Raw genomic sequence first — 18,938 nt, 5'->3', positions numbered from 1 at the left:
CATTTCCTGGGGCGGGGTAAAGAGCGGAACCCGCCCTCTGGCGAAATCCGGTGAAAACAGAGGAAATTGAGAGACGTAGGTGACATATGTCCTGACCGGGGGAAATGCAATGGAGTTCTATGAGCGGGAGCTGGAGCGCCAGCGGGAGACGGCGGCGCGCCGGGTGGCCGAGCGCGTGCCGGAACGGCGCGAGCACGAGACCGTGCTGGCCTCGCCCGGCGGCGTGGCGGCGGCCGACACCGCCGAGCGCGTCGCCAAGCGGGTCGACAGGCTCAGCCGGTTCTACGGCGACGGCTCCCTGCTGGAACCCGGCGTCGCGGAGCCCGCCGCGCGGCTCGAAAAGATCATCAATACCGTCGACTACGTGGGCGTCCGCTACCTGGACGCCGGGGTCGCCGCGGCCCGCACCGTCGGCCGGGTGAACGTCCGCGACGAGGGCGGCCACACCGCCGGCTACGGGACGGGGTCCCTGGTGTCCCCGTCGCTGCTGCTGACCAACCACCACGTGCTGCCCGACGCCGGCACGGCCCGGACCAGCATGATCGAGTTCAACTACCAGGACGGCGTCGACGGACGCCCGCTCGCCGTCACGGCCTACCCGCTCGACCCGGACCGGTTCTTCCTCGCCGACGCCGACCTCGACTTCGCCCTCGTGGCGGTCGACGCCCCGGCCGCCGAGCTCGCCGCGTTCGGCTACAACCGGCTGATCGAGGCCGAGGGCAAGGCGATCATCGGGGAGTTCGTCACGATCGTCCAGCACCCGCGCGGGGACCGGAAGCAGGTCGCGCTGCGCGAGAACCGGATCGTGGACGTCCCCGACCTGTTCCTGCACTACGCGGCGGACACCGAACCCGGCTCGTCCGGCTCACCGGTGTTCAACGACCAGTGGGAGGTCGTCGCGCTGCACCACGCGAGCGTCCCCGTGCCGGACCCGGGGGAGCTCGGCGGGTTCGTGAACGAGGGGATCCGCATCAGCCGGATCTGCGCCCTGGTGCGCGCGGCGACGCTGCCCGACGCGCAGCGGGCGCTCGTCGAAGAACTCTTCGCCCCGCCGGGCACCGAAAAGGCCGCATCCCTCCAGGCGTCCACGGTCGGCCCGTCTCAGGTCGCGCCTCCGTCCCCGCTCATGGCCTCGTCGTCGGCCACGGCGCCGCGCGCTATGGCCGCCGTCCCGGCGGCGTCGGCGACCCGCGAGCGGACGATCACGATCCCGCTGGAGGTCACGGTTCGGGTCGCGGACGAGCAGTCACGGTCGGCCGAGGCCGCGCGCGAGGCCGTGCGCGAACCGGAGGCGATCGACACCGACTACAGCGCCCGCGAAGGCTACGACCCGGCGTTCCTGGCCCGGCCGCTGCCGATGCCCGTCCCGTCGCCCGACCTGGCCGCCGTCGCCTCGCCCGAGCTGCGCTACCACCACTTCAGCGTCGTCATGCACCGGCAGCGGGCCCTCGCCCTGTTCACGGCCTGCAACATCGACGGCCGGAGCGCGCGGCGTCCCAAGCGCGAGGGCGACCGCTGGTTCTTCGACCCGCGGCTGCCCGCCGGGGAGCAGACCGGCGAGGACGTCTACCGCGCCAACGACCTGGACCGCGGGCACCTGGTGCGCCGCATCGACCCCGCCTGGGGGACCGAGGCCATGGCCAAGGCCGCCAACGACGACACCTTCCACTTCACCAATTCCACCCCGCAGCACCACGCGTTCAACGCCGGCCAGACGCTGTGGCTCGGGCTGGAGGACTACGTCCTGAACAACGCCGACAACCATGACCTGACCGTCAGCGTGTTCACCGGGCCGGTGCTGGCCGACGACGACGACGTCTACCGCGGCGTCCGGCTGCCCCGGCAGTTCTGGAAGATCGTCGCGATGAGCGGCGCGTCGGGCGAGCTGTCGGCGACCGGCTACCTGCTCAGCCAGGAGGCCCTGATCGAGGATCTGGCCGGGAAGGAGGCGTTCTCCTACGGCGCGTACCGGACGTACCAGGTCCCGGTCCGCAAGATCGCCGAGCTCACCGGGCTCAACGTCGACCCGCACGTCCAGGCCGATCCGCTGGAGCGGCTGGAGTCCGTTCCGGCGCCCCGCGAGGTCGTCCGCCCCGAGGACCTGATCCTCTGATCCCGACGCCCGCTGCACCTGGTCGAGACAGCGCTACGGCTCGCGGGGCGTGGATCGCGCGGCGTGGGGCGGTCAGAGGGTTTTGACGGTGCCGCCGTCGATCAGGTAGTCGGCTCCGGTGATGTTTCCGGCGACGTCCGAGAGGAGGAACGCGATCAGGGCCGCGACCTCCTCCGGTTCGGTGATGCGTCCGGTGGTGATGTTGAAGGCCGCGGGGATCTGCTGGAGGAACGCGCCGTGCTCGACTCCGGCGGCGGCCGCCACCGTGGCGCCGAAGCCGTCGGGGTCTTCCCAGATGGAGGTGCGGACCACTCCCGGCGACACGGTGTTGACCCGTACTCCCCGCGGCCCGAACTCCTCGGCCAGGGACTTGCCGACGGCGGCGAGGGCCGCCTTGGCCGCGCTGTAGGCGACCGGCGCGGCGGCGGGCAGCCGGGAGTTCATGGACGAGACGTTGACGATCGCTCCGCGCCGCTCGATCAGGCTGGGCAGGGCCGCCCGGGAGGCGCGGACCGCGCTGAGCAGGTTGAGGTCGAAGACGCGGGCCCATTGGACGTCGTCGACGTCGAGGAAGCCGCCGAGGCGCACGTCGTCGCCGGCGCCGACGTTGTTCACCAGCAGATCGATGCCGTCCAGTTCGGTGCGGGCCGCGTCGATGAACGCGGCGACGCCGTCGGCGGTGCTGAGGTCCGCCGAGATCGCCAACGCGCCGGTCTCCTTCAGCTCGGGGGTGACGGTGCGGGCGGCGCCCGCGACGTGGACGCCTTCGGCGATCAGCGTCCGGACGGTGGCCAGCCCGATCCCACGGCCGGCGCCGGTGACGACGGCGGTCTTGGAGGCGAGGTCGAGGTTCATGACACTCCATTCTTGAACTACAGGTACAAAATCAGCCCAAGCGAAAGCCCGCCCGCGCGGCGGGGAGGTCAGAGCGTGTCGAGTGTCGCGTCGATCACCCGGGTGAGCCGTTCCGGCCCTTCGGCGACGCGGGCCACGACCCGCATCCCCACGACGGTGTTCATGAGCAGGCTTCCCAGGGCGGCGGGGTCGCGTCCGGGATCGATCTCCCCGGTCCGCTGCCCTTCTTCGATCAGCGCCCGGAATCCCTGCTCGGAGCGGTCGAGCATGCGGCGGACGAGCTCGGCCGCCTCCTTGTCGACGCCCGCGACCTCCGCCGCGGCGTTCACCGCCATGCAGCCGCGATGGTCCGGGTCGGCCAGGTCGCTCTCGACGATGGCCTGCAACACCTTGCGGAGACGCTCCTTGACGGGGCCTGGCTGCTCAAGCATGTTCAGCAGGGCGAGCGACTGGTTGTCGCGATACCGGCGCAGCGCCTGCGCGTAGAGCCTGTGCTTGCTGCCGAACGCATTGTAGAGGCTCCCCTTTCCGATGCCGAGCGCGTCCACCAGGTCCTGGGGGGTGGTGGCGGCGTATCCCTTCCGCCAGAACACGTCCATCGCCTGGTCGACGGCGACCTCCGGGTCGAACTGCTTGGGCCTTGCCATGTCCAGGACACTACGCCAATCTGTACCCGTAGGTCAAGAACGAGACTCGCGCCGTCCAATGGGGGTGGGAGCAGTCCGTGCGATCCGCCGTCCTCGGTCGGCGGGCGCTGCCATGATTCACGGGCCTAGCACCGACGACCCTTCCGGAGGGGCCCATGCTCAAGGTGACGAACGACGGCGTCGAGTGGGTCGACGACGGCCTGCTGCTCGGCGAGGTCTTCTGTCTCACCTTCCTCAAGAACGTCGACGAGACCGAGGCGCTGTCGCGGCTGGGCGGCCTGCCGGACACGCTGCGCCCCCGCACCCTGGACGAGGCGACCGAAGCATACGGCTCCTACGAAGAGGGCTATGCGGAGTTCGCGTTCGCCCTGAACCTCGGCGCCTGGACGGTGCTGGTCGAGCCCGACAGCGTCCAGGGGTCGTGCACCGGGCCGCTGACGGCGCTCTCCCAGGGCACCGAGGCCGTCTCGGTACGGCGCAACGACTACGCCGACCACGCCTTCCGCTACGCCGTCGACGGCACGCTCGTCACCGGGTTCGAGCCCACCTGGCCCGATCACCGCTGGGGCAGCGAGCCCGACCGCCTGCTCGGGCAGATGCGCGCGGCGGGCCTGGACCCGGACGCCGACGACGACGATGACGACGACTACGTGTCGCGCGCCTATGTCCCGGCGCTCCTGCTGGCGGGGCTGATCACCGGCGCCGTCCCGCATCCGGACGCCCTGGCCGGAGAGCTCCCGTCCGCCCAGATCGAGCCCTGGTTCAGCGCCGCCCCGCCGTCGCGGTCGCACGGCCCGGCCGATCCCGCCATGATCGCGGCCCTCGACGCCGCCCCGCCGCACCTGCTCCGCGCGGTCGCCGCCCGCGAGGCGATGCGGCTGGCCGCCGTCCTCGATCTGGACGGCACCCCCGGCCTGGCGGAGGCGGTCGCCGCGGCAGAGCGCGGTGAGACGGTCGCCGTCCCGCCCGGGTCCGAGCTCGGCACGCACGTCCGGTCCTGGCTGAAGCGCTCGCGGCAGGCGGGAATGTCGCTGAACGACTCGTCCGCCGGCGCCAAGTTGAGCGACGACGAGCGGACCGCCGCCGGCCTGCTGGGCTGGTTCGCGCCCGCCCTGAACGCCGCGCTGTGGCCCGAGCCGCACGCCGCCGCCCGCGCCGCGCTCCGTCCGCTCACCGGCGGCCCTCCCGAACTCCGCGACGCCGCCGAGGAGACCGCCGTCCTGCACATCCTCCGCGGCGAGCCGGAGGTATAGCGTGGAGGAGCCCCTCAAGAATCCGCCGCCGTACGCCATCGCCAGCGTCGACAACGCGCTCCGGGCGGCCCAGATGCTCCAGTTCGAAGGGCCGATGACGGTCACCGAGGTCGCCCAGCGGCTCGGCGTCGCCAATTCCACCGCGCACCGGCTGCTGGCGATGCTCGTCTACCGGGACTTCGCGGCCCAGGGACCGGACCGCGCCTACCGGGTGGGCCCGGTCCTCGAACTGGCGGCCGATTCCCAGTCCACCGTCTCCCGGCTCCGCGCCGCCGCGCTGCCGCACCTGCGCCGGCTGGTCGACCTGCTCGACGAGTCGGCCAACCTGACCGTCCGCACCGGCGACTCCGTGCGCTTCATCGCGAGCGTCGAGTCCTCGCAGGCGCTCCGCGTCGGCTCCCGCGAGGGCATGGTCTTCCCCGCCCACCGCACCACGGCCGGACTGCTGCTCCTCGCCGACCTCACCGCCGAGGAACTGGACGCGCTCTACTCCGCCGAGCGCTACGAGGACCGCGCCCACCAGCGTCCCGACATGACCGAGCTGCGCGCCGACCTGGCCCGCGTCGCCCGCAACGGGTTCGCCGTCAACCAGGGCCGCTCCGAGCGCGGCCTGGTCGCGATCGGCGTGCCGGTGCACGGCCCGGACGCGACGCTGGTCGCGGGCCTCTCGATCTCGATGCCGAGCATCCGCTACGACAAGACGAGGCTGCCGCACCTCGTCGCGACCCTGAAGAACGCGGCGGCGGCGCTCGAACGCTGCCTCGCCACCGACTGACGTCCACCGCCTCCCCCGGAGCAGCGCACACTCACGATCGTGTCGCCCGGCCCTACCGGTCTTGGAAGGAGAAGACGGTGGCGAGCGCGTCCGGGTCGTAGCCGTCGGGGTAGAACCACGCTTCGGCGATCTTGCCGTCGGCGATCCGGAAGACCCCGAGGTCGTTGCCTTCGACCTTGACGTCGCCCCGGCCGGCGCTCCAGCGGGCGTTGGTGGCCACGTGCTCGGCGGTGACGATGAACACGGTCGGCTCCAGGCGGAAGGTTCCGCCGGTGACGTCCAGCATGCGCCGCAGGAGTCGCAGTACGGTGTCCCGGCCGTGGTGATGGCCGGAATAGTCCTCGTTGCCTGGCTCGTGCCACGCGACGTCGGCGGCCAGGGTTCGCTCGACCGCCGTCCAGTCCTCGCGGGCGCGGGCGGCGTAGAACTCGCGGACGACGGATTCCAGAGCCGACATGAGAATGATCTTATAGCGCTCGCCCCTTGGCCTACGACGCCGATCCTCGCCGATCCCCCGCCGACGTTCTATACGTCAGCGTGTATAACGGGCGCGGGTAGTGTCTACTCCGTCCTGTCCGAGGAGCCCGAGACATGCCCGCACCCACCCGCACGCCGCGCGACCGCTGGGTCGCCGCCGGCCTGGACGCGCTCGCGGAAGGCGGGCTCGAAAGCGTGCGCGTCGAGGCGCTGGCGGCCAGGCTCGGCGTCACCAAGGGCGGGTTCTACGGCTACTTCCCGAACCGCGCCGCCCTGCTCACCGAGATGCTCGACGAGTGGGAGCGCCGCACCACCGACGACGTGATCGCCCAGACCGAGCGGGAGGGCGGGGAGCCGTCGGCCAGGATGCGGCGGGCGGGGCTGCGCACGTTCTCCAGCGAGCTGCTGCCGATCGAGCTCGCGGTCCGCTCGTGGGCGCGCCGCGACCCCGCCGTCGCGGCCCGGCTGAAGCGGGTCGACAACGTGCGGATGGGCTACCTCCGGACCCTGTTCGGCGCCTACCTCGACGATCCCGACGAGATCGAGGCGCGCAGCACCCTCGCCTTCACCCTCGCGATCGGCCACCACTTCATGGCGGCCGACCACGAGGGTCGCACCGAGCGGGAGGCGATGAGGCTGGCCAGCGAGTACATCCTCCGGCCGCCGCGCCCCTAGGGGTGCGCCGTGCGCTATCGGCGGTCGGCGGGGGGACCGAGCGCGGTGACGTTCAGCAGGAGGTTGGGGGAGCCGCTGCCCGGGTCGGAGATCACGCCGCGTTGCGCCGCGTTGACCACCGCGTTCCGCGACTCCTGCGGTGTCGCGGTCGGATGGCCCTCCAGGTAGATCGCGAGCGCCCCGGCCGCGTGCGGCGTCGCCATGGACGTGCCGCCCAGCACCGTCGAGCCGGTGTCGGAGTCGTTGCTGGCGGACGTGATGTCGCCGCCCGGTGCGAACAGGTCGAGGCAACGGCCGTAGTTGGAGAAGTAGGACACCCAGTCGCCCTCGTCCGTCGATCCGAGCGTGACGGCCTCGGCCACGTCGCCGGGCGCGTCGCAGCCGTTGCGGGAGTCGTTCCCGGCGGCGATCGCGAACTGGATGCCCGCGCGGATGGCGCCCCTGGTCGCCTCGCGGAAGGCCTGCGGCTCCGGGACGGGCGGGTCGGAGGCGATGCTCATGTTGCCGATGGCGGGCTTCTGGGCGTTCTTCGCCACCCACTCAAGGCCCTGGATGGCGAGCCGGTCGGGGGAGTAGCCGTCGCAGTCCAGGACGCGCACCGCGACGACCTTGACGTCCTTGGCCACGCCGTACTCCTTGCCGCCCACGGTGCCCGCGACGTGCGTGCCGTGGCCGTGGCAGTCCTGCGCGGTGGTGTCCTTGTCGACGAAGTCGTAGCCGTCGACCGCCCTGCCGCCGAACGTCCGGTGGCTGATCCGGACGCCCGTGTCGAGGACGTAGACGCTGACGCCCGCGCCGGTGCCCGGGTAGTCGTACGTGCGGTCCTGCTTGCCGTCGACGCGGTCCGTGCCCCAGGTCGGGGGATTGGGCTGCGAACCGCCTCCGGCCGCCGTGCCGTCCCCGGCCGTCGAGCCAACTCCGGTCGCAGTGCCGTCCTTGGTGGCTGTGCCGACCATCACCGACTTCTGCACGTAGCGCACGGCCGGGTCCGCGGCGAGGCGCCGGGCCTGCCGGGCGGTCAGGTCGGCGGCGAAGCCGCGCAGCACGGCGCTGAAGACGCCCTGCACGGAGCCGCCGTAGTCGTGCACCAGATCGTCCGCCTGGGCGGCCACCGGGGCGTCGGCCCCGGGGGCGAGGGACGTCGCGCCCTTCAGGGCCACGATGTACTGGCCGTCGACCGTGCCGGGCGAGTCCGCGTTGATCACGATCCCCTCGGCGGCGTCCGCCGGGGCGCTCAGGCCGCCGACGCTCAGCAACGCGGCGACGACGGTGAGGGCCGCACACCAGGTCCTCGGCCGTCTTCGGTTCTTGCCCACCTTTTCCATGGTGCTTTCCTCCATGTCCTGGCACTGACGGCCGGGAGCCGGGCCGCCGGGCCATAACAATAGAGATTGGACTAAAGGTGAACAATCAGACATAAGTGACTAAAATAGGAGCTATGACCGGCAGTTATTCTCGCTTGCCGTGCTGGGATGCCGCCGCCGTCGACTTCGCGACCTGCCCGCGGCGACCCCGGCCGCGGCGACCCTGAACACCGCCGATCGATACGACCGGGCACGCGTCCGGCAGTCGAATCGTGTCTCCGGCACCGGGTTGGCTGGCCGGGAACGGACATGGCGGGCACCTTGCTGCGACGTCCGAAATGATCGATAAATCTAAATGACCATGAAACATGGCACGTGCCATTCACAAGGAGAATCACATGGAATTACGGGGGTCTCATCGCCTGGCGGTGGCCACGGGGGCCGCGGTGCTCGTCACCGTCATGAGCGGATCGGCGGTCGCCGCCGCCCGGACCACGGAGACCGTCTGCGGCCCGGAAGTCGAACTCGGCTCCATCGTCTATCAGACCTGTAGTGACGTCCTCGCGGGGGACCCGCCCGGGTACGGCACCATGCCGTTCATGTTCGCGCGGAACCGCGGCCTCGCCTCGACGGACGTCTCCCTGACGCTCCAGTACTGGAACTACGCGACGAGCAGCTGGGAGACCGACTCCACCGGCTCGCGGACCATCGCGCCCGGCTCCGAGACCCGCTACTTCGCTCCGTCGCACAGCTGGGCGTGCGGCCAGGACGCGCGCGAGCGCACCCAGGCGACCACCACCGTCGGGACCGGAGACTGGTCCGAGGCGGTCACGCCCGCGGCGTGCTGATCGAACGCCGCCTCCACCCTTCCCGCTCCACCCTTTGAACGCGGCCCGCACCGGGTCGCGCGATCAGTCCTGCGCACGGCGGGCGTCCACGCCAGGGCGCCCGCCCCAGGACGCCCGCCTGCGGGGCCGAATCGGGCGCTCTTGAGTATTTCCTACTTAAGAAGTAGGGTTTGCATGGAAATGTCGAGGGCGTGAGGAGGCCGTCGAGGTGTCGAACGCCGCATCCACCGCGTCCGCGCCCGCGCCCGCGCCCGCGGCCTCGGGCTTCGCCGGCGTTCGCGTCGGCGCCTCGTCGGACGCGTCTGGAGGGCCGCGCCTCACCGTACGGCGGCATGTCGACCTGGTCCGGGTGGCGAGCGCGGTCTGTCGGGTGCGGTGTCGCCCCGTCCGGCCACTGCCCTGAGCCGGCGCCGCCTCGACGAGCCTGACCCGAGGCGCCCCGGCCCCCGGCGGCCCCCGGCATGCGCGCGGGTCTTCGTCCCCGTCCCTTCGCCGCGCCGCCGCCGGGTGTCCGCCCCCCGGTTCGCCCAGATCAGGAGCAGCCTCCTGACCGACCTCGGCATGGCCGACCCCCGACCTCGACTCCGACCCGGCTCCGATGACGAACGATCGACCAGCGTCCCCGACACGGAAGGAGCGGGAGGACGATGACCGCGCGACGGTTGCACCTCAACGCCTTCTTGATGAGCAACGGACACCACGAAGCGGCATGGCGGCTCCCCGACGCCGACCCCTTCGTCAACCACGACGCGGCGTACTTCACGCGGCTCGCGCAGACCGCCGAGCGCGGCCTGCTCGACTCGGTGTTCTTCGCCGACAGCCCAGCGCTCATGGGCGGTGTGGGGCAGCGCCCGTCGAGCGTTCTGGAACCGACCGTCCTGCTGGCGGCGATGGCGACCGCGACGACGCACATCGGGCTGATCGCGACGGCGTCCACCACCTACAACGATCCGTACAACCTGGCCCGCAGGTTCGCCTCGCTGGACCACATCAGCGGCGGCCGGGCCGGCTGGAACATCGTGACCACCGCGACCCTCGACGCCGCGCGCAACTTCGGCCTCGACGAGCTGCCGGCGCACCGGGACCGCTACGAGCGCGCGGACGAGTTCGTCGCCGTCGCGCGCAGGCTGTGGGACAGCTGGCAGGACGACGCCGCCGTCGGCGACAAGGACGCCGGCACGTGGGCGGTCCCGGACCGGGTGCGGGCGATCCGGCACTCCGGGCGCTACTACCGGGTGCACGGGCCGCTGAACACGGCGCGCTCTCCGCAGGGGCATCCGCTGCTCGTCCAGGCGGGCTCGTCGGAGCACGGCAGGGACTTCGCCGCCCGCCACGCCGAGGCGATCTTCACCGCGCACCAGACGCTGGCCGACGCGCAGGCGTTCTACGACGACGTCAAGCGCCGCGTCGCCGCCGCGGTACGCGACCCGGCCCAGATCAAGATCCTGCCGGGGATCGTCCCGGTGATCGGGAGCACGGAACGGGAGGCGCGGGCGCTCGACGCGGAACTCGACCGGCTCATCCGTCCCGAATACGCGCGCTCGCAGCTGGCCGAGACGCTGCGGGTGGACCCAGAGCGGCTCCCGCTGGACGCGCCGCTCCCCGCCGACCTGCCCGACGAGGACGAGATCGAGGGCGCCAAGAGCCGGTACACGCTGATCGTCAAGCTGGCCCGGGACGAGAGCCTCACGGTCCGCCAGCTCATCGGCAGGCTCGGCGGCGGCCGCGGGCACCGCACGTTCACCGGGACGCCCGAGCAGATCGCCGACACCATCGAGCACTGGTTCACCGCGGGCGCCGCCGACGGGTTCAACGTCATGCCGGCCGTGCTGCCGTCCGGGCTGGAGGCGTTCGTGGACCACGTCGTCCCGCTGCTCCAGGCGAGAGGCCTGTTCCGGACCGAGTACACCGGCCGCACCCTCCGCGAGCACTACGGCCTTCCCCGGCCCGCGGACGACCGGACGGCCTCCGCATCGCCGGCCGGAGACCGGGGCCCTGTCGCGTCCACAGGAGGAGCACCGTCATGACCGCCCGGAACGTCGCATCCGACCTCGCCCCGAGGCCCGCCCAGAACGTCGCACCGGACCTCGCCCCGGGCTTCGCCTCGAACGCCGCACCGGACCTCGCCGCGGGGCGGGACCGTTCCGACGGCGTCGGGGCCGACCTGTTCAGAGAGGCGCTGGGCCGTCACGCCAGCGGCGTCGTCGCCATCACCGCCGAGGTCGGCGGCGCGCCCGTGGGCCTCACCGCCACGTCGTTCACCAGCGTCAGCCTCGCCCCGCCGCTGGTCTCCTTCTACATCGCCGACTCGTCCACGACCTGGCCCAGGCTCCGCCTGGCGCGGATTTTCGGCGTCCATCTGCTCGCCACGGACCAGGCGGACCTGGCCGCCCGCTTCGCCGACCGCGGGGCCGACCGGTTCGGCCCGCCGACGGCGTGGCGGCCGAGCGAGGAGGGCGTCCCGCTGATCGACGACGCCATCGCGCACCTCATCTGCGACCGCCACGAGACGCATGCCATCGGCGATCACTGGCTCGTCGTCGGGCACGTCAGGCGGGCGCTCCTGAACCGCCGGAGGGAGCCGCTGCTCTACCACCAGGGCGCGTTCGGCGGCTTCGCGGAGCTTCCCTGACGTCCGGCCCTTTTCCGTCCGGCCTTCTTCCGTCCGGCATCACCAGACTTTCGACACATGGAGGAGCGATATGTCCATCACCGTCCTCGTGGGGAATCCGCGCCCGGCCTCCCGCACGTCGCTGGCCGCCGTCAGCGCCGCCCGCGTCGTGTCCCGGCTCGCGGGCGACGAGGCCGAACCGCACGTCATCGAGCTGGCGGGCCTGGCCCCTCATCTCTTCCAGCGCGGGGACCCGTCCGTCGCCGAGGCGGTGCGGCAGGTCAACGCGGCCCGCCTGCTGGTGGTGGCGAGCCCGACGTACAAGGCGACCTACACGGGCCTGCTGAAAGCGTTCCTCGACCAGATCGACACCGGCGCGCTGACGGGGACCGTCGTCCTGCCCCTGATGGTCGTGGGGTCGCCGGCGCACGCCCTGGCCGTGGAGGTGCACCTGCGGCCTCTGCTGGTGGAGCTCGGCGCCACCGTCGTCACCCCCGGGCTGGCGGTCGAGGAGGGCGACCTCCCGCGGATCGACGAGATCACGACCGCGTGGGTCACGCGGCTCGAACCTCAGCTGCGCCCTCGGTTGAACACCGTCTGGTAATTTCATATTAATTAGGTAGGAATAGTGAAAGAGGCTGCTCCCATGAGGGTGAGACCGACCGTCCTGCTCGGCGCCGCGTTACTGGCGATCGTCACGGCCTCGGCGGGGTGCGGCGGCTCCGGCGCCGAGGCCGGAGGGGCGTCGTCGTTCGACCGGGACGACTGCCAGGGCGGGACGCTGACCGTCCTCAACCAGGGCGGGCTGGACGAGTTCGACCCGGCGCGCCTCTACACCTCGGGCGGCGGCGCGCTGCCGACGCTCGTCTACCGCACGCTCACCACGCGGCAGCGGGTCGCCGGAGAGGCGGGCAACAAGCCCGTCCCGGATCTGGCCACCGACCTCGGCACGCCCAGCGACAACGCCAAGACCTGGAAGTACACGCTGAAGGACGGCCTGAAGTTCGACGACGGCACGCCCATCACGTCCGCGGACGTCAAGTACGGCATCGAGCGCTCGTTCTCGCCCGACCTCCCGGGCGGCGCCCCGTACCTGCACGACTGGCTGATCGGCGGCGAGGACTACAAGGGCCCCTACGACGGCGCCCACCTGAAGTCGATCGAGACGCCCGACGCCAGGACGATCGTCTTCAGGCTGCGGCAGCCGCACGGCGACTTCCCCTACCTCGCCACCGCCACGCAGTTCGCCCCGGTGCCGAAGGCCAAGGACACAGGCACCAAGTACACCAACGCCCCGGTGTCGAGCGGCCCCTACAAGGTCGAGAAGTACGAGCCGGGCAAGAAACTGCTCCTCGCGCGAAACCCGCACTGGTCGCGGTCCGTGGACGGCCAGCGGCTGGCCTGCCCCGACCGCATCGAGGTCACCGCGGGACTGGACGCGACGGTCATCAACCAGCGGCTCGTGAGCGGCGCGGGCGCGGACGCCGGGGCGATCACCACCGACACGCCCGTCGGGCCCGAGCAGCTCGCGCGGCTCGGCAGCGATCAGCGACTCGCCAAGCGGGTGGCCAGGGGCGTGTTCGGGGAGACCAAGTACCTGGCGTTCGATGCGACCAAGAAGCCGTTCGACGACATCCGCGTGCGGCAGGCGTTCGCGTACGCGACCAACCGGCAGTCCGTTGTCAACGCGGTCGGCGGCAGCTCGCTCGCCTCGCCCGCGACGACCTTCCTGCCCGAGGGAAAGGCGTTCGGGCACCGGCCATACGACCATTTCCCGGCGGGCCCGAACGGGAATCCGGCCAAGGCCAAGGAGCTGCTCGCCCAGGCGGGCCACGCGAACGGGCTGACCGTCGAGCTCGCGTTCCCCAACTCCGACGCCGGCGGCTACGGGCCCAAGGTCGCCGCCGCCGTGCAGGACGCGCTCAAGCAGGCGGGCGTCACCGTCAAGCAGAAGCCGCTCGGCGAGGAGGACTACCGGACGATCGCCGGCAAGCCCGCCACCCAGCCGCCGCTCACCCTCCAGTCGTGGGGCGCGGACTGGCCGGCCGGCGGCCCGTTCCTCATCCCGATCTTCGACGGCCGGCAGATCCTGCGCGACGGCGGCAACTTCAACCTCGCCCAGTTCGACGACCCCGCGGTCAACGCGGAGATCGACGCGATCAACCAGCTCACCGACCCGGCGAAGGCCGCGCCCAGGTGGGGCGCGCTGGACGCCAGGATCGGCGGGCAGGCGCTGCTCGTGCCGCTCTACCACCCCCGGACCGTCGTGCTCTACGGCAAGGACGTCAAGAACGCCTACATCGACCAGTGGCGCGGCTGGTACGACGTCTCCACGGTCTCGGTGAAGTGACCCTCCGGCCGTGACGCTGCTGGAGAGGGAGGCCGCGCCCGGGGCGGAGCCGGCGCGGGACGCCCCGCCCCGGGGACGGCAGGCGTGGCGGCGCCTGCGGGCGGACCGGGCCGCGATGGCCGCCCTCGCCACCGTCGTCCTGATGATCACGGCCGCGCTCGCCGCGCCGCTGCTCTGCGCCCTCGAAGGCCAGGACCCCACCACCTTCCACAGCGAGCTGCTCGACTCCGAGCGGGGTGGGGCGCCGCGCGGCGCGTTCGGCGGGCTGAGCGCCGACCACTGGCTGGGCGTCGAGCCCGCGACGGGACGGGACGTGTTCGCCCGCGTCGTCCACGGCGCCCGCGTCTCGCTGGGGGTCGCGATCGGCGCCACCGTCCTGGAGCTGCTGGTCGGCGTCGCGGTCGGGCTAGGCGCCGGGTTCGGCGGGCGCCGCGCCGACGCCGTGCTCAGCCGCCTGATCGAGCTGTCGCTGGCGTTTCCGCACTTCCTGCTGGCGCTGGCGCTGATGGCGATCGTCCCGCAGTCCGTGCCGCGCCCGCTGCTGCTCGCCTGCGTCATCACCGCCGTCAGCTGGGGGAACGTCGCGCGCCTCACCCGGAACCAGGCGCTGTCGCTGCGCACCCGCGAGTACGTGGACGCGGCCAGGCTCAGCGGGGCGAGGCCGAGCCGCATCGCCGTCCGCGAGATCCTGCCGGGGCTGACCGCGCCGCTGCTGGTGCTCGTCGCGCTCAAGGTGCCGCTCAACATGGTCAGCGAGGCCGGGCTGTCGTTCCTCGGCGCGGGCGTGCGGCCGCCGACGCCGTCCTGGGGGCAGATGCTGTCCACCGCGACGACCTGGTTCCGCACGGACCCGATGTACGTGATCGTCCCGGGCGGGCTGCTGTTCGTCACGCTGCTGGCCTTCACCGTCCTCGCCGACGGGGTGCGCAAGGCCCTGGACCCGCGCTGGAGCGGCGCGGATCTCCGCCGGGGCGACGCATGATCTGGTATCTGCTGCGCCGGACGGGCGCCGCCGTCGTGGTCCTGCTGGGCCTCTCCGCGATCGTGTACGCGCTGTTCTACCTGACGCCGGGCGACCCGGCCGTGCTCGCCTGCGGCAAGGGCTGCGACGGCGAACGGCTCGCCCTGACCCGGCAGAAGCTCGGCCTGGACGACTCCGTCCTCCTCCAGTACTGGCACTTCCTGGAAGGGCTCGTCGTCGGACGCGACTACTCCGCGGGCCCGGACGTGGACCACTGCGCCGCGCCCTGCCTCGGCTACTCCTTCCAGACCGACCAGCCCGTCACGGCGATGCTGCTGGACCGGATGCCCGTCTCGACGTCCCTCGCCTTCGGCGCGGAGGCCCTGGCGCTGCTGCTCGGCGTCTCCGCCGGGCTGCTCTCGGCGCTGCGCCGGGGACGGATCACCGAACGGATCCTGACCGGCGTGACCCTCCTCGGATACTCCACACCGGTCTTCCTGATCGGGCTGGTGCTGCTCCTGGTGTTCTGCGCGTATCTGCAGTGGCTGCCGTTCCCCGCGTACGTGCCGCTGACCGAGAACCCGGGGGAGTGGGCGCGCAACCTGATCCTGCCGTGGCTCGCGCTCGCCCTCATCCAGGCGGCCGTCTACGCCCGCATCAGCCGGGTCGGCGCCCTGGAGACCCTCGTCGAGGACCACATCCGCACCTTCCGCGCCTACGGCCTGCGGGAACGCCAGGTGATCAGGCGGCACGCGCTGCGCGGCGCGCTGGCCCCGCTCGTCACCCTCACCGCCGTGGAGGTCGCGCAGATCATGACGGCCGCCGTCCTCACCGAGACGATGTTCGGGCTGCCCGGCATCGGCAAGCTCACCGTCGAGTCGGTCAACTCGGTCGACCTGCCGGTCGTGGTCGGGGTGACGGTGCTCGCGGGCGCCGTCGTCGTGCTCGCCAACACCGCCGCCGACCTGCTGCACGCGGTCGTCGACCCGCGGGTGCGGCTCGCATGACGCTGCGCGTGCGCGACCTGCGGGTGCGGTTCGGCGGCTTCGAGGCGGTCAGGGGCGTTTCGTTCGACCTCGCCGCCGGACGGGCCCTCGGCGTCGTGGGCGAGTCGGGCTCGGGCAAGAGCACCCTGGCGATGTCGCTGCTGCGGCTGAACCGCGGCGCCGAGGTCACCGGCGAGATCGTCGCCGCCGGGACGGATGTCCTCACCGCCCCTGACGCCGAACTGCGGCGGCTGCGCGGCGGCGGGATCGCCATGGTCTTCCAGGATCCGCTGTCGTCCCTCGACCCGTACCTGCGGGTGGGCGACCAGATCGCCGAGGTGTACCGCGTCCACACCGGCGCCGCCCGCAAGGCCGCCCGCGCCAAGGCCGTCGAGGTGCTGGACCGGGTCGGCGTCCCCGACGCCGCGCGCCGCGCCCGCTCGTACCCGCACGAGTTCTCCGGCGGCATGCGCCAGCGCGCGCTCATCGCGATGGCGCTCGCGCTGGAACCGCCGATCCTCGTCGCCGACGAGCCGACCACCGCGCTGGACGTGACCGTCCAGGCGCAGATCCTCACCCTGCTGAACGACCTGCGCGCCGACACCGGGATGGCGCTGCTGCTGGTCAGCCACGACTTCGGGGTGATCGCCGGGAGCGTCGACGAGGTCCTGGTCATGCACGACGGGGAGGCCGTCGAGCACGGGCCGGTGGACGCCGTCCTGCGTGAGCCGCGGGCGCCCCACACGCGCGAGCTGCTGGCCGCCGTCCCGCGGATCGACGCCCCGCGCACCAGAAAACCGGCACCGGCACCGGCTCCGGGATCGGCGTCGGGCGAGCCGCTGGTGCGCGTCACGGATCTGCGGCGCGACTTCGTCCTCGGGCCGCCGCTGCGCCGCCGGACCGTCCCGGCCGTGGACGGCGTCACCTTCGACGTCCGCCGGGCCGAGACCCTGGGCATCGTGGGGGAGAGCGGCAGCGGCAAGACCACGCTGGCGCGGCTGCTCGTGCGGCTCCTCGAACCCACCTCGGGCGGCGTCGCCTTCGACGGGCACGAGCTGGCCGGGATGCCCGAACGGCGGCTGCGCCCCCTCCGCCGCGACCTCCAGATGATCTTCCAGGATCCCGGCGCGTCCCTGAACCCGCGCCGCACCGTCGGCGAGAGCATCGCGGACCCGCTGCGCGTCCACGGCGAGGCCGCCCCGGCCAAGACGGCCCGCGCCCTGATGGAACGCGTCGGCCTGGACCCGGCGCGCTACGGCGCCCATCCGCACGAGTTCTCCGGCGGGCAGCGGCAGCGGGTCGGCATCGCCCGCGCCCTGGCCCTGCGTCCCCGCCTGCTGGTCTGCGACGAGCCGGTCACGTCCCTGGACGTCTCCACCCAGGCCCAGGTCCTGGACCTCCTCGCCGACCTCCAGGACGAGTTCCAGCTGACGCTGGTCTTCGTCTCCCACGACCTCGCCGTGGTCCGCCAGGTCAGCGACCGCGTGGCGGTGATGCGCGACGGCAGGATCGTGGAACTGGCCGCCACCGACGAGGTCTTCGGCTCGCCGCGGCACCCCTACACGAAGGCGCTGCTCGACGCCGTCCCGGTGCTGGCCCCGGCGGGCCCTCGCCCTTCGGCGTCCCGCTAGCGTCCTTCGGCGCCGAGCCGGCGCAGGAGCGCGCGGTTGTCGGTGCTCACCCATTCCTCGACGAGGCGGCCCCGGTCGTCGAACCGGAAGATGTTGATCAGGTCGAAGACGACGCGCTCGCCGTTGGGCGGCACCGGACCGGCCGGCGACCGGCTGAACTCGCGGACGAAGGTGCCCTCGATCCAGGTCTGGCAGGCCAGGCGGTCGCCTTCCGCCACCACGATGCCGCGCCGGATCGACCGGTCGTCGAAGGCGTCGCGCACCGCCGCGAAGTAGTCGTTGAGCCCGTCGAAGTCGGTTTCGAAGCCGTCCGGTCCGTGGAAGCGGAACTTCTCCGTGTCGAAGTACGTCGCGGCCTCGGCCAGATCCTCGCCGGACACTTCCAGTTCCCCGGCGCGGACGAGGCGCGCCACGAGTTCGTCCCGAGTGAATCGCTGCTGTGTCATGGCTCCAGCCTGCCTGCCGTCAGACATGCTGTCCAACGATGGTTTGGCACCGTTTCCATGAGGAGAACGCATGTTAGGCTCCGCGCCATGGCGGAGTTCACCCTCACCGGCCTGCGGGTCGTGCACCAGGTCGCCGCCGCGGGATCGTTCACCCGCGCCGCCGAGCTGCTCGGCTACACGCAGTCGGCCGTCTCCCGCCAGGTCGCCGCGATGGAGGCCGCGGCCGGGGCGCCGATCTTCGACCGCGGCCGGCGGGGGGCGGCGCTGACCCCGGCGGGGCAGGTGCTCGTCCGGCGCGCGACGGAGATCCTCGCCGACCTGGCGGCGGCCGAGCAGGAGCTCGCGGGCCTGCGCGACCGGCTCGCGGGCCGCCTCACCGTCGGCGCCTACCCCACCGCCGCCATGGCGCTGATCCCGCGGGCGATGGCGCAGGTCACGTCCGGCCATCCGGGCCTCGCCGTGGTCCTGGAGGAGGCGTCGACGCCCGCGCTGCTCCGGCGGCTGCGGACCGGACGCCTGGAGGTCGCGGTCATCGGCGTCGGCCACGGCCTGCCGGACTACGACCTGAGCGAGCTGCGGCAGACCACCGTGCTCCAGGGCGATCTCCGGATTGCCGTCCCGGACGCGCACCGGTTCGCGGGCCGCACCGCCGTCACCGTCGCCGACCTGGCCCAGGAGCACTGGATCGCCGGGGACGGCGCGGCCGGCGAGCCGCAGTTCGGGGCCTGGCCGACCCTGCCCGATCCCCACGTGGTCCATACCGCGCGCAGCTGGTCGACACGTCTCGGCCTGGTCGCGGCCGGGCTGGGCGTCACGGTCGTTCCCGTCCAGGCCCTGCCGGCGCTGCCTGCGGGCGTTCAGGCCGTGGCCGTCACCGACGGCCACTGGACCGGCCGCGCGACCGTCGCCGTGACCCGGCCCCGCCCGTCCGCCCAGGCCCAGGCGATGATGACGGCCCTGCACGACCAGGCCGCCCGCCTCCACAGCACCTGAACCTGGCCTGGCG

At 72.4% G+C, this 18,938-nt stretch carries 19 protein-coding genes; 14 read left to right on the top strand and 5 right to left on the bottom strand.

The window, feature by feature from the left end:
- Window positions 1–109: 109 nt before the first annotated feature.
- On the top strand, window positions 110–2,113 hold the full coding sequence (locus tag ACH34T_RS36990) for a DNA/RNA non-specific endonuclease (RefSeq protein ID WP_396025644.1): 2,004 nt from the start codon (window positions 110–112) through the stop codon (window positions 2,111–2,113).
- Window positions 2,114–2,185: 72 nt separating this feature from the next.
- On the opposite strand, the gene ACH34T_RS36985 is transcribed toward ACH34T_RS36990, so the two are convergent.
- Window positions 2,186–2,968, bottom strand: coding sequence for an oxidoreductase (locus tag ACH34T_RS36985; RefSeq protein ID WP_396025643.1), 783 nt, complete (start codon window positions 2,966–2,968; stop codon window positions 2,186–2,188).
- A 68-nt stretch (window positions 2,969–3,036) separates the two neighbouring features.
- Complete coding sequence (locus ACH34T_RS36980) at window positions 3,037–3,615, bottom strand: TetR/AcrR family transcriptional regulator (protein ID WP_396025642.1); 579 nt, start codon at window positions 3,613–3,615, stop codon at window positions 3,037–3,039.
- Window positions 3,616–3,770: 155 nt separating this feature from the next.
- On the opposite strand from ACH34T_RS36980, the gene ACH34T_RS36975 reads away from it, so the two are divergent.
- Both ACH34T_RS36975 and ACH34T_RS36970 read left to right on the top strand, forming a co-directional pair.
- Window positions 3,771–4,868 carry a DUF6461 domain-containing protein gene (locus tag ACH34T_RS36975; RefSeq protein WP_396025641.1) on the top strand — a complete coding sequence of 366 codons (1,098 nt, stop codon included), beginning with the start codon at window positions 3,771–3,773 and terminating at the stop codon, window positions 4,866–4,868.
- 1 nt (window position 4,869) lies between these two features.
- A complete protein-coding gene (locus ACH34T_RS36970) occupies window positions 4,870–5,643 on the top strand; it encodes an IclR family transcriptional regulator (protein ID WP_396025640.1) in 774 nt (257 codons plus the stop codon).
- 52 nt (window positions 5,644–5,695) lie between these two features.
- Here the strand turns inward: ACH34T_RS36970 and ACH34T_RS36965 are convergent, their stop codons facing one another.
- Window positions 5,696–6,100 carry a nuclear transport factor 2 family protein gene (locus ACH34T_RS36965; RefSeq protein ID WP_396025639.1) on the bottom strand — a complete coding sequence of 135 codons (405 nt, stop codon included), beginning with the start codon at window positions 6,098–6,100 and terminating at the stop codon, window positions 5,696–5,698.
- A gap of 134 nt (window positions 6,101–6,234) precedes the next feature.
- Here ACH34T_RS36965 and ACH34T_RS36960 point away from each other — a divergent pair, with 134 nt between their 5' ends.
- On the top strand, window positions 6,235–6,795 hold the full coding sequence (locus tag ACH34T_RS36960) for a TetR/AcrR family transcriptional regulator (RefSeq protein WP_396025638.1): 561 nt from the start codon (window positions 6,235–6,237) through the stop codon (window positions 6,793–6,795).
- A gap of 14 nt (window positions 6,796–6,809) precedes the next feature.
- Here the strand turns inward: ACH34T_RS36960 and ACH34T_RS36955 are convergent, their stop codons facing one another.
- Window positions 6,810–8,120 carry a S8 family peptidase gene (locus ACH34T_RS36955; RefSeq protein WP_396025637.1) on the bottom strand — a complete coding sequence of 437 codons (1,311 nt, stop codon included), beginning with the start codon at window positions 8,118–8,120 and terminating at the stop codon, window positions 6,810–6,812.
- A 377-nt stretch (window positions 8,121–8,497) separates the two neighbouring features.
- Between ACH34T_RS36955 and ACH34T_RS36950 the strand changes: the two genes are divergently transcribed.
- The 9 genes from ACH34T_RS36950 to ACH34T_RS36910 all read left to right on the top strand — a co-directional run bounded on the left by ACH34T_RS36950 (window position 8,498) and on the right by ACH34T_RS36910 (window position 17,486).
- Entirely contained in the window at window positions 8,498–8,947 is a 450-nt protein-coding gene (locus tag ACH34T_RS36950) for a hypothetical protein (RefSeq protein WP_396025636.1), read from the top strand.
- 208 nt (window positions 8,948–9,155) lie between these two features.
- A complete protein-coding gene (locus ACH34T_RS36945; RefSeq protein WP_396025635.1) occupies window positions 9,156–9,350 on the top strand; it encodes a putative leader peptide in 195 nt (64 codons plus the stop codon).
- A 244-nt stretch (window positions 9,351–9,594) separates the two neighbouring features.
- Complete coding sequence (locus tag ACH34T_RS36940; RefSeq protein WP_396025634.1) at window positions 9,595–10,974, top strand: LLM class flavin-dependent oxidoreductase; 1,380 nt, start codon at window positions 9,595–9,597, stop codon at window positions 10,972–10,974.
- Window positions 10,971–11,579, top strand: coding sequence for a flavin reductase family protein (locus ACH34T_RS36935; protein ID WP_396025633.1), 609 nt, complete (start codon window positions 10,971–10,973; stop codon window positions 11,577–11,579). Before ACH34T_RS36940 ends, ACH34T_RS36935 begins: the two co-directional genes overlap by 4 nt.
- Before the next feature lie 70 nt (window positions 11,580–11,649).
- Window positions 11,650–12,162 carry an NADPH-dependent FMN reductase gene (locus ACH34T_RS36930; RefSeq protein ID WP_396025632.1) on the top strand — a complete coding sequence of 171 codons (513 nt, stop codon included), beginning with the start codon at window positions 11,650–11,652 and terminating at the stop codon, window positions 12,160–12,162.
- 42 nt (window positions 12,163–12,204) lie between these two features.
- Complete coding sequence (locus ACH34T_RS36925) at window positions 12,205–13,908, top strand: ABC transporter substrate-binding protein (RefSeq protein ID WP_396025631.1); 1,704 nt, start codon at window positions 12,205–12,207, stop codon at window positions 13,906–13,908.
- Between the two features lie 10 nt (window positions 13,909–13,918).
- A complete protein-coding gene (locus ACH34T_RS36920; protein ID WP_396025630.1) occupies window positions 13,919–14,890 on the top strand; it encodes an ABC transporter permease in 972 nt (323 codons plus the stop codon).
- Window positions 14,887–15,876 (top strand): ABC transporter permease, encoded by a 990-nt coding sequence (locus ACH34T_RS36915; RefSeq protein WP_396025629.1) that lies wholly within the window; start codon window positions 14,887–14,889, stop codon window positions 15,874–15,876. Before ACH34T_RS36920 ends, ACH34T_RS36915 begins: the two co-directional genes overlap by 4 nt.
- Window positions 15,873–17,486, top strand: a complete 1,614-nt coding sequence (locus ACH34T_RS36910) for a dipeptide ABC transporter ATP-binding protein (protein ID WP_396025628.1) — start codon at window positions 15,873–15,875, stop codon at window positions 17,484–17,486. Before ACH34T_RS36915 ends, ACH34T_RS36910 begins: the two co-directional genes overlap by 4 nt.
- On the opposite strand, the gene ACH34T_RS36905 is transcribed toward ACH34T_RS36910, so the two are convergent.
- Complete coding sequence (locus ACH34T_RS36905; protein ID WP_396025627.1) at window positions 17,483–17,932, bottom strand: ester cyclase; 450 nt, start codon at window positions 17,930–17,932, stop codon at window positions 17,483–17,485. The genes ACH34T_RS36910 and ACH34T_RS36905 overlap by 4 nt on opposite strands.
- A gap of 87 nt (window positions 17,933–18,019) precedes the next feature.
- On the opposite strand from ACH34T_RS36905, the gene ACH34T_RS36900 reads away from it, so the two are divergent.
- The gene (locus ACH34T_RS36900; RefSeq protein WP_396025626.1) at window positions 18,020–18,925 is read left to right on the top strand and encodes a LysR family transcriptional regulator; all 906 of its coding nucleotides are present in this window, start codon (window positions 18,020–18,022) and stop codon (window positions 18,923–18,925) included.
- The last annotated feature ends 13 nt before the right edge of the window (window positions 18,926–18,938 follow it).

This window comes from Actinomadura sp. 9N215, from assembly GCF_044326345.1.
Classification (GTDB): domain Bacteria; phylum Actinomycetota; class Actinomycetes; order Streptosporangiales; family Streptosporangiaceae; genus Spirillospora.
Note: the sequence above shows the minus strand (reverse complement) of the source record. Positions and strands in the feature narration are given on the sequence as shown.